This window comes from Pseudoalteromonas sp. RW-H-Ap-1 (assembly GCF_048318575.1).
Lineage (GTDB): Bacteria > Pseudomonadota > Gammaproteobacteria > Enterobacterales > Alteromonadaceae > Pseudoalteromonas.
Window position 1 is genome coordinate 185,604 of the sequence record NZ_CP166996.1, and the last position, 14,509, is coordinate 200,112.

At 40.5% G+C, this 14,509-nt stretch carries 13 protein-coding genes and 1 pseudogene; 6 read left to right on the top strand and 8 right to left on the bottom strand.

Going from position 1 to position 14,509, the window contains the following annotated elements; all coding sequences use genetic code 11:
* Positions 1-7 precede the first annotated feature (7 nt).
* Both AB8618_RS00810 and rraA read right to left on the bottom strand, forming a co-directional pair.
* Positions 8-1,057: a formimidoylglutamase gene (locus AB8618_RS00810; RefSeq protein ID WP_413401144.1), complete on the bottom strand. Its 1,050-nt coding sequence runs from the start codon at positions 1,055-1,057 to the stop codon at positions 8-10.
* Between the two features lies 1 nt (position 1,058).
* Entirely contained in the window at positions 1,059-1,556 is a 498-nt protein-coding gene (gene rraA, locus AB8618_RS00815) for a ribonuclease E activity regulator RraA (RefSeq protein WP_008465762.1), read from the bottom strand.
* Positions 1,557-1,955: 399 nt separating this feature from the next.
* Here rraA and AB8618_RS00820 point away from each other — a divergent pair, with 399 nt between their 5' ends.
* Positions 1,956-3,836: a methyl-accepting chemotaxis protein gene (locus AB8618_RS00820; RefSeq protein WP_413401145.1), complete on the top strand. Its 1,881-nt coding sequence runs from the start codon at positions 1,956-1,958 to the stop codon at positions 3,834-3,836.
* A gap of 71 nt (positions 3,837-3,907) precedes the next feature.
* Here the strand turns inward: AB8618_RS00820 and AB8618_RS00825 are convergent, their stop codons facing one another.
* The 5 genes and pseudogenes from AB8618_RS00825 to priA form a co-directional block, all read right to left on the bottom strand.
* Positions 3,908-4,282 carry a gamma-butyrobetaine hydroxylase-like domain-containing protein gene (locus AB8618_RS00825; protein WP_413401146.1) on the bottom strand — a complete coding sequence of 125 codons (375 nt, stop codon included), beginning with the start codon at positions 4,280-4,282 and terminating at the stop codon, positions 3,908-3,910.
* Between the two features lie 61 nt (positions 4,283-4,343).
* The gene (hslU, locus tag AB8618_RS00830) at positions 4,344-5,672 is read right to left on the bottom strand and encodes an HslU--HslV peptidase ATPase subunit (protein ID WP_198522441.1); all 1,329 of its coding nucleotides are present in this window, start codon (positions 5,670-5,672) and stop codon (positions 4,344-4,346) included.
* 12 nt (positions 5,673-5,684) lie between these two features.
* A complete protein-coding gene (gene hslV / locus AB8618_RS00835) occupies positions 5,685-6,203 on the bottom strand; it encodes an ATP-dependent protease subunit HslV (RefSeq protein WP_010390410.1) in 519 nt (172 codons plus the stop codon).
* A gap of 81 nt (positions 6,204-6,284) precedes the next feature.
* Positions 6,285-6,811 (bottom strand): annotated as a pseudogene (locus AB8618_RS00840) (SPOR domain-containing protein).
* 20 nt (positions 6,812-6,831) lie between these two features.
* Entirely contained in the window at positions 6,832-9,015 is a 2,184-nt protein-coding gene (gene priA / locus AB8618_RS00845; protein ID WP_413401147.1) for a primosomal protein N', read from the bottom strand.
* A gap of 230 nt (positions 9,016-9,245) precedes the next feature.
* Between priA and rpmE the strand changes: the two genes are divergently transcribed.
* The 4 genes from rpmE to AB8618_RS00865 all read left to right on the top strand — a co-directional run bounded on the left by rpmE (position 9,246) and on the right by AB8618_RS00865 (position 12,658).
* On the top strand, positions 9,246-9,461 hold the full coding sequence (gene rpmE / locus AB8618_RS00850; protein WP_008115018.1) for a 50S ribosomal protein L31: 216 nt from the start codon (positions 9,246-9,248) through the stop codon (positions 9,459-9,461).
* A 525-nt stretch (positions 9,462-9,986) separates the two neighbouring features.
* Positions 9,987-11,228, top strand: a complete 1,242-nt coding sequence (locus AB8618_RS00855) for a malic enzyme-like NAD(P)-binding protein (protein ID WP_413401148.1) — start codon at positions 9,987-9,989, stop codon at positions 11,226-11,228.
* Between the two features lie 87 nt (positions 11,229-11,315).
* Entirely contained in the window at positions 11,316-11,816 is a 501-nt protein-coding gene (locus AB8618_RS00860; protein ID WP_409423191.1) for a transposase, read from the top strand.
* A complete protein-coding gene (locus AB8618_RS00865; protein ID WP_409425534.1) occupies positions 11,813-12,658 on the top strand; it encodes an IS3 family transposase in 846 nt (281 codons plus the stop codon). Before AB8618_RS00860 ends, AB8618_RS00865 begins: the two co-directional genes overlap by 4 nt.
* A 65-nt stretch (positions 12,659-12,723) precedes the next feature.
* On the opposite strand, the gene metJ is transcribed toward AB8618_RS00865, so the two are convergent.
* Complete coding sequence (gene metJ / locus AB8618_RS00870) at positions 12,724-13,044, bottom strand: met regulon transcriptional regulator MetJ (RefSeq protein WP_008115021.1); 321 nt, start codon at positions 13,042-13,044, stop codon at positions 12,724-12,726.
* A gap of 198 nt (positions 13,045-13,242) precedes the next feature.
* Here metJ and metB point away from each other — a divergent pair, with 198 nt between their 5' ends.
* Complete coding sequence (gene metB / locus AB8618_RS00875) at positions 13,243-14,490, top strand: cystathionine gamma-synthase (protein ID WP_413401149.1); 1,248 nt, start codon at positions 13,243-13,245, stop codon at positions 14,488-14,490.
* Positions 14,491-14,509: the final 19 nt, after the last annotated feature.

The following is a 14,509-nucleotide window of genomic DNA, read 5'->3' on the forward strand; positions in this document are numbered from 1 at the left end:
GTGTGTTTTAAAGGCTTAGTTTTGTCTGTAAATAGGTATTAACTAAAGCACTGATCACTTGGCCACACTGTAATTTACCTGCAGTTATAGAATGGGGGTGTTGTGAAGGTGCTGCTTCGCATAAGTGTAAATAAGCACTGCGGGGATCGCTTGCAGCTAAGTAAACATAATGCTCACCATCGCTGACATCAAAACCACAGTAATTAAATGCACTCGCAGGCATATTAGTTAAGCTATCTAAATCAACTTCTACCCCTAGCGGTGTGTTATCAAACTCTTTGAGTGCATTGGCAGTTGCTTCAGTTAAGTTTATTTCGCGCTTCACATTAATTGTTTGGTAGCTTGTGTAACTAAAGCTAGCGCTCTGCATGGCATCAAAAATAGGTTGATTATTTTTTAGCTCATGCAAGCCAATAACATGGTAATTATTGAGCAGCTGCTCTTGATAAGCGTAGCTAAATCCATTACCACTGTGCCTACCTTCACACTCACGAAAGTCGGCATGAGGATCTAAATTAATCGCGTTAATTGCGCCGAGGTTATATTTGGCAAGTGAGCGAATAATACCCAAACAGTTATTATGCCCGCCGCCAATAACAATAGGTTCAAGACCCGCTTTAAAAACCATGTCTAAAATTGCTTCAACTCGCTCATCTATTTCAGCGCACAGCTTACGCAATTGAGCTAAGTCGTTTGGATTATGATTATCAAGCGGTAGTGCTTGTTGCATTAAATCATCGAGGTTGACTTCGCCAAGCAGTAATACTTTTTGCATGGCAATAGCGTCATTGTGAGGTTGGTTTAAAAAGCGTTGTAAAAACGCAGGCCAAGCATGCTGTGCGCCACCGTTTCCTAGATTGGCTCTCGGGCCAATGTCTTCACAAATCCCTAGTAAAACAAAGCGCATACCAAATTGTAAGGCATCAGCAAGTGCTTGTTGAATATTGTCGCGGGCATCAAGTAATGCCATCGACTGCCATGCTTTTAGCTCTCCAGCACGGTAAGAGCAAATTTCCTTTACCGTGCTTTCGTCGTATAGTTTAAGGTAACCAGTCACGCTACAGTTCTATTATTTCTAGCTCTAATTCTTCAGCTGAAAGTACAATGCCGGTACTGTCAGCATAAACAAAGTCATCATCAAAAAATGATACGCCAGCAAAATTAACCCCTATACCGCTTTCGCCCGCGCCTTCACTGTCTGCTGCAACAGGAATTGACGCAATAGCTTGAATACCTAAATCAAGTTCTTCAAGCTCATCAACGTGACGTAATGCACCATATACAATAATGCCTTGCCAATTGTTTTCAAGTGCCAGCTCGGCCAGCTCAATATCAATTAGTGCTCTGCGAGTTGAACCGCCACCATCAATAAGTAAAATCTGATCAGTACCATCTTGAGAAAGTAATTGGCGGATCAGTTCATTGTTTTCAAAACATTTTACCGTTTTAATGCGGCCACCAAAACTGTGTCGACCACCAAAGTTGATGAACATAGGTTCAAGCACGTCAACCACATCAGCAAAGTGGTCGCATAAATCAGAAGTGCTGTAATCCATTATTTTATCCTCAAAAGATACATAAGTTAGTAACTCAGTATACCCTCCTTATATGCAATAACAACGACTTAATCGCAGTAAATTTAGCCATAATTAGAACTAAATCAACTATAAGAATAATAATTCTTTCATAAACTTGTCATTTCTCCACAACAAGATTATAAACAGGTGTATTGCATCCATGATGCGGCTGAACATTTTCACCTTCAGTGGCAAGAGTTGTAAAATTGAGTAATACTGTGGTTAGGCCAATGGTTTTATATTATCCATTTGTTTAAAAGGAGTTTGTTAATGGTTAGACTTTACCGGCGACCCTTTTTATTTGTTCAAACTTAATGAGTTAAATCAAAGAAAGCATCACTTTATACTGCGCTGGCAAATTTAATATAGGTATTTACAATGAATTTTCTACAAAATCTGACGATAAAACGCCGTTTGCAACTAAACGCCTTAGTTGTAGGTTTAGCAATGATTGTCATGCTATGCATCATAATTTATGAAGCACGTGTGATGCTTAAATTAAATGAAACAATTCAATACGCCGAAGAGCTTGATGTGCATGAGCTTTCGATGCGTAAATATGAAAAAGACTTTTTATTTTACAAAGATGAAAAAAGCTTAGATTTATTCACCAATGAATATAAACAGCTGCAGCTCAAACTAGGGAAGCTATCTGTTCTATCAAAAGATTTAGATATTGCCATTGATCAGGTTAACCAATTTGAAGTGCTTGCAAAGCGGTATTATGATGACTTTCAAATTGTTGTTAATTTGCAACGCAAGATAGGTTTACACCCTAAAGATGCGCTTTATGGCGAACTGCGTGAGTCAGTACACAACATTGAAACACTGCTGAACCAGCAAAATGATCATAAATTACTGACCACCATGTTGCAGCTACGCCGTGCTGAGAAAGATTTTATGTTGCGTTTAGATACCAAATATTTAGACCGATTTAATAAATTAGGTGATGAGTTAAAACAACAAGTAAATACCGCAGAAATACCTAGTAATATACGCAATCAATTAACTTCATTAATGACCAATTACCAAGGCAAATTTACCGCACTAGTTGAAGCACAAATCGCTTTAGGGGTTGATTTAGATTCGGGTGCTCTTGGAAAAATGAGAGTCAGTATTAAGAAAAGTGATGATGTGGTGACTGCCATTACTTCGGCCACTAAAAAACAAGTTGCTGAGACGGCCCAGCAGGCGCAATTATTGGCAATAGCCATATTTATAATTTCCAGCGTTATTGTTATGGCTCTTGTGTACTTAACGAGTCGCTCAATTATTCAGCCTATTGAGAGGGTTTATCAAACTATTGACAAGATAAGAAAAAACAATGATTTAAGCTTGTTTATAGAGCATAAAGGGGAAGATGAAGTAACCAGAATGACCATAGACTTTAATAGTTTAATTAGCGACTTTAAAGAGCTTATCTATGAAGTAAATACTGCACTGACAACGCTTAATATAGCAACGGGTAACCTATCTGAAACAACCTCAGCGACTAGCTCTGGCATGCAAGAGCAATTGCATGAAGCGGATATGGTGGCAACTGCAGCCACAGAAATGCAAGCTACGATTCAAGACATTTCACACAATACAGAAGCTGCTGCTAAAAAAGCTGAATCAACCAATTTAAGTGCGCAGCAAGGTCAGGTTGAAGTAGAGTCAACCATTAAACATATTAATGCTTTGTCTGATTCGCTTGGTAAAGCCTCCAGCGTGGTGTCACAGCTAGAAAAAGATGGTGAAACCATCGGCTCTGTACTTGATGTAATTCGTGCCATTGCAGAACAAACTAATTTACTTGCCTTAAATGCGGCCATTGAAGCCGCGAGAGCGGGTGAGCAAGGTCGTGGTTTTGCGGTTGTTGCAGATGAGGTGCGCTCACTTGCACAACGCACGCAAGAGTCAACTAGCGAAATTGAAGGTATTATTAACACCTTACAACAGCGTACCCAAGAGGTAGTCAGTATCATGCATCAGTGTCGTACTCAAGGTGGTGAGAGTGCAACACAAGCAACAAAGGCGGGTGAATTGCTAGGCGCAATCACTGTTGATGTGCAAACGATTATGGAAATGAGTACACATATTGCTACTGCTATTGATGAGCAGAGTCAGGTAGCATCAGAGGTTAATAAAAACGTAGTCCGTATTCGAGATATTGCTGAAGGGGCTGCTGCTCATTCACAAACTAATGCACAAACTAGTGAAGAGGTGTCTGAGCAGTCAAGGGTGCTTCATCAAGCAATCTCAAAATATAAAGTTTAATTATCCATAGAAACAAGCGGCTTAATTGCCGCTTGTTTGTTATTAACGAAGCAGGAGCATCATAACTGACGCTAAGGTACAAATTTTATTGGTACGCTATCTTTGTTATTTTCATGTTGTTTAACACGTTCTAAATAAGTGTCCCACAACTTAGTATGTTCGGCTTGTAACTTAGCCAAATACTGCCAGCTAAACAACCCGCTGTTATGTCCGTCGTCAAACTCTAAACGCAACGCGTAATGCCCTACGGGTGTAATGCTTTTAATGCCCACTGTATGTTTATTAAGTACTAACTTCATAGGCTCAGAGCCATGGCCTTGCACCTCGGCTGAGGGAGAGTGAACCCGTAAAAACTCAGTACTGAAGGTTGCCTCTGAATGATCATCAAAAAACACATCTAAATTTTTACTTACACTATGATAGTGCACTTTAGTTACTTGTTTCATCGTCATCTCACTTACAAAAAAGCCTCCGTGCTGGAGGCTTTTAGTATACATCAAACGGCTGTTAAAGAATAAAGCGGCTTAAGTCTTCATCTTCAACCAGCGCACCCAGGTGCTTTTCAACATAGGCAGCGTCAATAACTAAACTTGAACCCGCTTTTTCAGAAGCATCATATGAAATTTCTTCCATTAATCTTTCCATAACAGTATGCAGACGGCGAGCACCGATGTTTTCGGTTTTCTCATTAACCTGCCAAGCGGCTTTAGCAATTCGCTCAATTGCATCGTCGCTAAATTCAACAGCGACTTGCTCTGTTTTGAGTAGCTCGCGTTGTTGCTCCGTAAGTGATGCGTGTGGCTCAGTTAAAATGCGCTTAAAGTCATCGGCTGTGAGTGCTTCAAGTTCAACACGAATAGGTAAACGGCCTTGTAATTCCGGGATCATGTCTGATGGTTTAGACATCTGGAATGCACCTGAGGCAATAAATAGCATATGGTCAGTTTTAACCATGCCATGCTTAGTATTAACCGTTGAGCCTTCAATAAGCGGTAGTAAATCACGCTGTACACCTTCACGGCTTACATCTGGGCCTGAGGCTTCACCGCGCTTACAGATTTTGTCGATTTCGTCAATAAACACAATGCCGTTTTGCTCTACAGCAAAAATTGCCTGCTCTTTTAATTCTTCAGGGTTAACTAATTTTCCGGCTTCTTCTTCGGTAAGTAGTTTAAATGCTTCTTTAATTTTAAGCTTACGTTTAGTGCGTTTATCACCACCCATATTTTGAAACATGCCCTGTAGCTGGTTGGTCATTTCTTCCATACCAGGAGGAGCCATAATTTCAACATTCGGTTGAGCTTGCGCTAAATCAATATCAATTTCTTTGTCATCTAGCTGGCCTTCGCGTAATTTTTTACGAAACGATTGACGTGTCGATGAGCTTTCATCGCGCTGAACTTCCCCATACTGATCTTTCACTGGAGGTAGTAATACATCTAAAATACGCTCTTCAGCGGCTTCTTCTGCACGGTGTTTAAACTTTTTGGTTTGTTGTTCACGGGTCATTTTGATTGAAACGTCGACTAAATCACGGATGATAGTTTCAACTTCTTTACCTACATAACCTACTTCTGTGAATTTAGTGGCTTCCACTTTAATAAAGGGGGCATTAGCCAGTTTTGCTAACCGACGCGCAATTTCCGTTTTACCTACACCAGTAGGGCCAATCATTAAAATATTCTTCGGCGTTACTTCTGCACGTAAATCTTCGTTTAACTGCATACGGCGCCAGCGATTACGAAGGGCAATAGCAACCGCTTTTTTTGCTTTTGCTTGACCAATAATATGTTGGTCTAGCTCATGAACAATTTCTCTTGGGGTCATATCAGACATAGCGGGTTCCTATTACAATTCTTCGATAGTTTGGAAGTTATTCGTAAATACACAAATATTACCGGCAATTGTAAGACTTTTCTCTACAATTTCATGGGCACTTAAGTCGGTATTTTCTAATAAGGCGGTTGCAGCAGATTGTGCAAAGTTTCCGCCGCTGCCAATTGCGATCAGGTCGTTTTCAGGTTGTACGACGTCACCATTACCAGTGATGATCAATGAGGCAGTTTCATCAGCAACAGCTAGCAGGGCTTCAAGTTTACGTAAGGCACGATCGCTACGCCAATCTTTAGCCATTTCTACAGCCGCTTTAGTTAGATTGCCTTGGTGCATTTCTAATTTGCTTTCAAAACGTTCGAAAAGGGTGAAGGCATCAGCAGTACCGCCAGCGAAACCAGCGATTACTTTGCCATTATAAAGACGTCGAACTTTTCGGGCATTGCCCTTCATTACAGTATTACCAAGGGAGACTTGGCCGTCACCACCAATAACAACTTTGTCATCACGGCGTACACTTACGATTGTAGTCATGTTATTCCTCATCATCGCGCTGCAAGGGGGCAGCGCGTAAAAAACGATTATGAAGAGGTTATATGGGTGAATGGTTTAAATTCAAGTCCAGCCCCAAATTCCGCAGCCAACGATATTAATTCGTTTTAGTTTGTTCTTATCACTTTCTGCTTGGCGCTTGGTTTCATAAGGCCCTAAACGCACCTTATACCAAATACCATTAGTACCTGTGGTTTTTTTGATCTCTGAAATTAGCCCTGCAAAGGCTATTTTAGCCTTTAAGGTTTCAGCTTGTTGATGCGTTTTAAATGAACCACACTGCATAACATAAGGGCCTTTTTGTTCAAGCTCTTTCACTTCAACTTGAATTTCATGCTCTTTAATTTCTTTAATAAATTTAGGTGGCCGCGGTTTAGCTATTTCTACTTGTTTTTCGGGGGTTGGGTTTGCCTGTTTTTCAACAAGATCAGGATCGGCATTATTTTTAACAAACCAGAGTCCATATGCGAAACCACCCACAAGTACTAGTGCAATGAAAGTTAATAACAGCGGAAAAGGTTTTTTAGCCGGTTCTTGTTTGGTGTTTTTTTATTCTTTGGTTTTTTATTAATATAATCGTGCTGTGCCATGGTGTTATGTGTGGCCTTACCTAAATCATGTCTGTAGGGTCGACATCTAAACTCCAGCGGACTTTTTGAGCAAGTTTGCTGGTGCTGAGATAATCAACCATTTGTGCAAGATACGGGTGTAAAATGCGTCGATCTTGCGCTTGAATATGTAATTGAAAACGATACATCCCTGCAATTTTTTCTAAAGGTGCTGGGATTGGTCCAAGCAATTGTATACCAGATACCCCATTGACAGGAACCAAATCCGTTAGAAAGTCGACGACTTGCTTAATGTTATGTCCTTGTGCACGAACTATCGCCATACTGGTGATAGGCGGCAGTTGCGCGTCACTTCGCTCAGTGAGCGCAAAGCGGGCAAAATCTTGATAGCCGTTATTAACTAAATCTTGTAATAATGGGTGCTCAGGGAAGTGCGTTTGTAATAATACTTCACCGGGCTCACCAGAACGTCCCGCTCTACCTGCAACCTGAGTCACTAATTGAGCAAGGTGTTCTGTTGCCCTAAAGTCACACGAATATAAACCACTATCTACATCTAAAATGAGAACTAAGCTTACATCAGCAAAGTGGTGGCCTTTGGCCAGCATTTGCGTACCGACTAAAATGCGTGCGCCACCTTGGTTTATTTCGCCCAATGCTTTTTCAAGGCTGCCTTTGCGCCTCGTAGAGTCGCGGTCTATTCGGCTAATAGGAATGTCTTTAAATTCAGTACTCAAAAATTCTTCTATTTGTTCAGTGCCTTTACCGTTAGGAAATATCTGCGTGCTACCACAATCAGGGCATTGATGCGGTACTTGATATTGATCGCCACAATGGTGGCAAATCATCTGACCAATGGCTTTATGAAAGGTTGCACTCGTGCTGCAGCGATTACATTCACTTAACCAACCACACTCATGACATATTAAAGTGGGCGAAAAACCACGGCGGTTTAAAAATACCATTACCTGCTTACCTTTATTCAGGTGCTGGCGCATTATCGCTAGGCTCGCATGGGCAATACCAGCTTGATCAGGCTGACCTTTCATGTCGAGAAGCTTAAATTGATTATCGGTGGCAGTTTGTGCTCGCTCACTTAATGTGAGTAACTGGTATTTGTTATTAATTGCTTTGTGCAGTGTTTCTAATGCGGGGGTAGCACTGCCTAGAATAAGCGGGATATTTTGCTGATATGCGCGATACGCTGCTAAATCACGTGCATGATAGCGTAGAGTATCTTGTTGTTTAAATGAAGCATCATGTTCCTCATCAACCACAATCATCCCGAGTTTTAAAAAGGGCAGAAAAATACTCGAACGAGTACCTATAACGATGGCACAACTGCCTTTTTCACAAAACCGCCATGTTTGCAGACGCTCGTTATCGGTGAGTGCCGAATGCCATAGCATAATTGGCGTGTCAGGGAAGCGGCGCCTAAAACGATTCACTGTTTGTGGTGTTAAACCTATTTCTGGAACAAGCACTAACGCTTGCTCTCCACGTTTTAACACCTCTTCAAGACACTGTAGGTAAACTTCTGTTTTACCGCTACCCGTGACACCTTCAAGTAAAAAACTATTAAAACCAGTACTTTGATTTATAGTTGTGCAAGCAATTGCTTGTTCTTTATTTAAGCGAGGCTTAGTGCCCACAGTAGGAGAGGCATGTTGCCATTGATTGTCATGTTCAATGGTTTGGACTATCAGTTCTTTTGCTAATAGGCCATCAATAGTCTTTTTATTAAACCCGAGGGCTTTTAGTTCTGTTAATGATGACTTACCCGATGCAGATAATTGCTTAAGCAAGTTAAACTGTGTTTTAGCTTTTAAAGACGGTAAAAGTGCTCCTTTATCGGTTAACGTCAACATATTTATACTGGTTTTATCAGGGCATTCACCTTGGCGCAGTGCACTGGGGAGTGCAATATGAATAGTTTCACCTAGTGGATAACAATAATAACGCGCAGTAAACTTCAGCAGCTCCAAATGTTGCGCAGATAACACCGGCGAGTCGTCAATAACTTCAATAATAGATTTGATTTTGCCCTCGGGAACTTCTGTATCGGCTTTTAAGTTAAGGATAACCGCTACTTTTCGTTGATTGCCAAAAGGGACGAGTACACGCATGCCTGGCTGTAATTGAGTCAGCGGTGGCAATTGCTCATCCACTTTATAATCAAAGGTGCGAGGCAAGGGGACTTTTATTGCAACTTCAGCAAAACGCATAACAACTCAATCAATTAACGTAATGGTTTAATGTACTAAAAATAGCATTAAATGCCTACCGACAAATCAGTAATCAATAGGTGTTTGCTGACTTTTTAACAAAAAGGATAATTAAAGCTTGTGTGTGTGCGGCTTGTTGGATAAAATTCGCGACCAATAAATTTGTTTTAACGACGTATGGTGCCAAACTTCGGGTTTGGAGAGCGATGCGGCCTTAACTAGAGGTTCCTATGAAAGAAGGTATTCACCCTAAGTACGAAGTAATTTCTGCAACTTGTTCATGCGGAAACAAATTCGAAACTCGTTCTACTTTGTGTAAAGACATTCACTTAGACGTATGTTCTGCGTGTCACCCGTTTTACACTGGTAAGCAAAAGATTTTAGACACTGGCGGCCGTGTTGATCGCTTCAACAAGCGCTTCGGTGCACTTAGCAGCAAAAAATAATTTTTTGTTTCTATGTAAAAAAAAGCACCTTAGGGTGCTTTTTTTGTGCCTAAAATTCACTTCTCCCTCCATTTTTATAACCGTTTTGTATTTATTATTTTTGCATAACTATTTCCTGTTCTTATACTGAATATGCATAAACATTTGCAGACAAAATAGCCAATATTCTCTATATTTTTATTTGTTACACTTTAAATATGGTACTTAAATGTTGGTAACGTGAAGTTATTTGTATTTAAAGTTAAACAAAATTCGGTATTTCACTATTTTAATTTAAGGCTGAAAAAAACATTTAATAAATATTGATTAAGGGTAAAAACGACCAGTAATTTTCATTTTTATGACGAATTTATATTTTAAAAATGTCAGGATAATCTAGGGAAGTTGCTGATAAATCACTTAAAATTAAGAGTTCTAGCATATAACAGGATAGACCTGATATTGCTTGGAATTTAAAAATAATAAAGGTATCGTAGAATAAAACTACCTCTCACTTTAACTTAAATTGCAGGATATAATCGCGTTATGTCAGATTTTCGTGAACAAGCACTACATTACCATGCCCATCCCGTTCCAGGTAAAATCAGTATTGAGCTGAGTAAGCCCGCTGAGACGGTTAAAGACCTCGCGCTCGCATACAGCCCAGGTGTTGCAGAACCTGTTCGTGAAATTGCCGCTGATCCAGCAAATGCCTACAAATATACGGGTAAAGGAAATATGGTTGCGGTTATTACTAACGGCACCGCAATTTTAGGCTTAGGTAATTTAGGCCCACTGGCCTCAAAACCAGTAATGGAAGGCAAAGCATTATTATTTAAACGTTTTGCAGGCCTAGATTCAATTGATATAGAAGTTAAGCACCGCACAACCGAAGACTTTATCAACACGGTTGCGAATATTGCAGACACGTTTGGTGGTATCAACTTAGAAGATATTAAAGCACCAGAATGTTTCGAGATAGAAAAAGCACTTATAGAGCGTTGCAGCATTCCTGTGTTTCATGATGATCAACATGGTACGGCAATTGTAACGGCTGCGGGTATGCTAAATGCGCTAGAAGTACAAGGTAAAGCAATTGAAGATGCGATTATCGTGTGTTTAGGTGCCGGCGCTGCAGCAGTCGCCTGTATGGAACTTTTAATTAAGTGTGGCGCACTGCGTGAACATATTTATATGTTAGACCGCAAAGGCGTTATTCATACACGTCGTGATGACTTAAATGAATATAAACAATTATTCGCAAACAACACGGATAAACGCACTTTACAGGACGTAATTGAAGATGCCGATGTGTTTATTGGTGTATCAGGCCCTAATTTATTAGCCGCTGATGATTTAAAGTTAATGGCTGACCGCCCAGTTGTATTTGCATGTTCAAACCCTGATCCTGAGATTGATCCGCAATTAGCACATGCTGCACGCAACGATCTTATTATGGCGACTGGTCGCTCTGATTATCCGAACCAAGTTAACAACGTGCTTTGTTTTCCATTTATTTTCCGTGGCGCACTCGATGTTCGCGCAAGTGAAATAAACGATGAAATGAAAATAGCTGCTGTAGAGGCAATTCGTAGTATTGCTAAAGAGCCAGTTCCGGCTGAAGTACTGACTGCTGCAGGTATCGATAAATTAGAGTTTGGTGCTAAATATATTATACCAAAACCTATGGATCCGCGCTTACTGCCTCGTATTGCCAAAGCCGTTGCTCAAGCTGCAGTCGATTCGGGTGTGGCACAAATTGATATGCCAGAAAATTACATGGCGTAATTTTAAGTGTAAATTAACGCAAAAAAAACCTCAGCATTTTGAAGTGACCCCCAATAGTTGGACATTCCAATTACTGGGGGTCTTTTTATGTCCAAACATCACCGAGCTTTCAAGCTCAAAATAGCTGAACTCGCTTTGTCTGAAAGCTCTTCGGCGGTAAGTAACAGATTTAATGTTACAGATAGGCAGGTCCGATATTGGACCGCTATTTATCGAATTCATGGCGCTGAAAGCTTCAGGTCTGTTCACAAACCTTATTCTCTAGCATTTAAGGCTGAAGTGTTAAAAACGATGACAGCAAACAGTTGGTCACTCGGTTATACCAGTGCTTTCTTCGATTTATCGTCCCCAGGCATTCTTTTTCAATGGCAAAAGCTTTATGCTCGTGATGGTATATCACGTCTTAAACCACAGAGAAAAGGTAAGCCATTCATGACAAATAATTCTTCTTCATCAAAACTAGTAGAGCAAATGACTGAGGAGGAGTTACGAGAAGAACTAGCATACTTACGAGCTGAGAATGATGTGCTAAAAAAGTTAGAAGCCTTGGCTCAAGCCAGAAAGAAAAAAGCAAAGACAAAACGATAGTCGTCGAAGAGTTCAAGGCAAAGCATAGCTTACGACACCTTTTAAAGGCGACAGGGCTGCCAAAGAGTGTTTACTATTATCATCGCACTACTTGTAAGCAACCCTGTGCAAGCAATGATTTACTGGTAAAAATACGTGATATTTATCACGCGCATAAAGGGCGATATGGCTATCGCAGAATTACGAGTGCCCTGAGAGCAATGGGAGTACTTGTTAATCATAAGCGCGTTCAACGGTTGATGAATGAGTTAGGACTCAAGTCAAAAGTAAGGCCTAAGCGCTATAAATCCTATAAAGGTGAAGTGGGTAAAATCGCAGAAAATACGCTTAACCGCGAGTTTACTGCGCAGAAGCCAAATCAAAAATGGGTGACGGATGTGACGGAGTTTAAAGTGGATAATGAGAAGGTATATCTATCGCCTATGATTGACCTATTCAACCAAGAGGTAATCAGTTACGAAGTCAGAAAATCCGTTGCACTCCCTTTGGTAACTGACATGCTTAAAACAGCAACTGCTAGGTTGAAGCCAAATGAAAAGCCAGTTGTACACTCAGATCAAGGGTGGCAATATCAAAACAAACAATATCAAAATCACCTTAAGGAAAAAGGATTGCAACAAAGTATGTCTAGAAAAGGAAATTGTTTAGATAATGCGGTTGCTGAGAACTTCTTCGGCATATTGAAGAGCGAGATGTACCACAACGAAACGTTTAAAGACGTGAATGATCTTATTGAAAACATTAAAGAATATATCCACTATTACAACAATGAGCGTATTAAACTGAAACTAAAAGGCCTGAGTCCGATACAGTATCGAAATCAGGCCTTGGCAGCCGCTTAGAAATGAGTCCAACTTTATGGGGTCACTTCATTTGCTGAGGTTTTTTATAACACAGATAAAGAAATTTAATCTTCATTTAAAATAGGCACTTCTAGTCCCATTTCTTGCATTATTTTCTTCACCTCTTCAGGTACTTTTTCTGCATTGTCTTTACGTAGATCATCATCATTAGGCAGCGGTTGCCCTGTAAATGCATGCAAAAATGCTTCGCATAAAAGCTCACTATTTGTTGCATGGCGCAAGTTGTTTATTTGACGACGAGTACGTTCGTCAGTTAATACTTTTAATACATTTAGCGGGATCGAAACGGTGATCTTTTTTACTTGTTCGGATTTTTTCCCGTGTTCTGCGTATGGGTGAATATATTCACCATTCCATTTAGCCATAAGATGTATCGTTGCCTCAGATTATAAATTGCTCACACAGCATCAAAGCGTGTAAATATGCGTGAAATTCTATCGGTTTAAAAAAGATAGTCAAATACTAGTTGTTTAGCTATCTAGACATTTAAATGTTTTGACATCTTAAACTGCATGCGCTACATTTTAGACGTCTAAACATCCAAAATAGTAAAGGTGACGAAAATGAGTGAAAAAAATAAGGCAACAATTGCTGTTCGTAGTGGAATAGAAGCCGACAAACAGCATGGTGCGGTTGTTCCACCGCTTTATTTATCAACAACTTACTCATTTGCTGACTTTGATACCAAGCGCCAATATGATTATGGTCGCAGTGGTAATCCTAACCGTGACATTTTGGCTGAGGCGCTCACTGAGCTTGAAGGCGGGGCTAAAGGCATTATTACTGCAACGGGTATGGCGGCAGTTCACTTAACAACTCAATTATTAAATAGTAACGATACGTTAGTGATTCCTCACGATTGCTATGGTGGCAGTTATCGTTTATTTACCTCACTAGAAAAACGCGGCTTGTTAAAACTTGAAGTGATCGATTTCACTAAAAGCGAAAGCTTATCGCATATTCTTGCTATAAAACCTAAGCTGATCTGGATTGAAACACCGAGTAATCCAATTTTACGATTAACTGATATTAAAGCGGTTACCGATATTGCTAAGCAATGCGGTGCACTGGTTGCTGCCGATAACACATTTTTATCGCCGGCTTTGCAAAACCCGATTAAATTTGGTGCTGATATTGTGGTTCACTCAACCACTAAATATATCAATGGTCATTCAGATGTTGTTGGTGGTGCGGTTATTGCGGCTAGCGCTGAGCTTGGTGAAGAACTGGCCTGGTGGGCAAATAATATTGGCATTACTGGGGCGCCATTTGATAGCTATTTAACACTCAGAGGCTTACGCACGTTAAATGTGCGTTTGAGACAACACCAAGAAAACGCACTCGCTATTGCACAGTATTTAGAAAACTCCCCGTTTGTTGCTCAGGTTTACTATCCAGGTCTTGAATCACACCCGCAACATGCGCTTGCTAAGGCGCAGCAGCTTGGCTTCGGTGCTATGGTCAGTTTTGATATAAAAGGCGATATAAACGATGCGGCCGCGTTTATAACGCGCTTAAATGAATTTAGTTTAGCGGAATCATTAGGCGGAGTGGAAAGTTTGATTTGTCACCCCGCAACCATGACTCATGCAGGCATGGAAGCGACTGCTCGTGCAGAAGCTGGAGTAGGCGATACGCTTATTCGTATCTCGGTGGGTATTGAAGATGTAAAAGATTTACTTGCCGATTTAGACAGAGTATTTAATTTGGTATGCCCAGGGCAAGCAGATAACGCTTTAGGTGCAAAAAAGGGTGCCAGTGAGTTATTTGGTTCAGCGAAACTAAACGCGGCGCACCCGGCATTATGGTAGTGCACACCAATTTTGAAAA

Bases quoted from the DNA above. Each gene is read 5' to 3' on its own strand.
- hslU (WP_198522441.1), bottom strand. From the start codon at position 5,672: ATGTCTGATATGACCCCAAGAGAAATTGTTCATGAGCTAGACCAACAT.
- rraA (WP_008465762.1), bottom strand. From the start codon at position 1,556: ATGGATTACAGCACTTCTGATTTATGCGACCACTTTGCTGATGTGGTT.
- rpmE (WP_008115018.1), top strand. From the start codon at position 9,246: ATGAAAGAAGGTATTCACCCTAAGTACGAAGTAATTTCTGCAACTTGT.
- metB (WP_413401149.1), top strand. From the start codon at position 13,243: ATGAGTGAAAAAAATAAGGCAACAATTGCTGTTCGTAGTGGAATAGAA.
- AB8618_RS00825 (WP_413401146.1), bottom strand. From the start codon at position 4,282: ATGAAACAAGTAACTAAAGTGCACTATCATAGTGTAAGTAAAAATTTA.
- AB8618_RS00855 (WP_413401148.1), top strand. From the start codon at position 9,987: ATGTCAGATTTTCGTGAACAAGCACTACATTACCATGCCCATCCCGTT.
- hslV (WP_010390410.1), bottom strand. From the start codon at position 6,203: ATGACTACAATCGTAAGTGTACGCCGTGATGACAAAGTTGTTATTGGT.
- priA (WP_413401147.1), bottom strand. From the start codon at position 9,015: ATGCGTTTTGCTGAAGTTGCAATAAAAGTCCCCTTGCCTCGCACCTTT.
- AB8618_RS00820 (WP_413401145.1), top strand. From the start codon at position 1,956: ATGAATTTTCTACAAAATCTGACGATAAAACGCCGTTTGCAACTAAAC.
- metJ (WP_008115021.1), bottom strand. From the start codon at position 13,044: ATGGCTAAATGGAATGGTGAATATATTCACCCATACGCAGAACACGGG.
- AB8618_RS00860 (WP_409423191.1), top strand. From the start codon at position 11,316: ATGTCCAAACATCACCGAGCTTTCAAGCTCAAAATAGCTGAACTCGCT.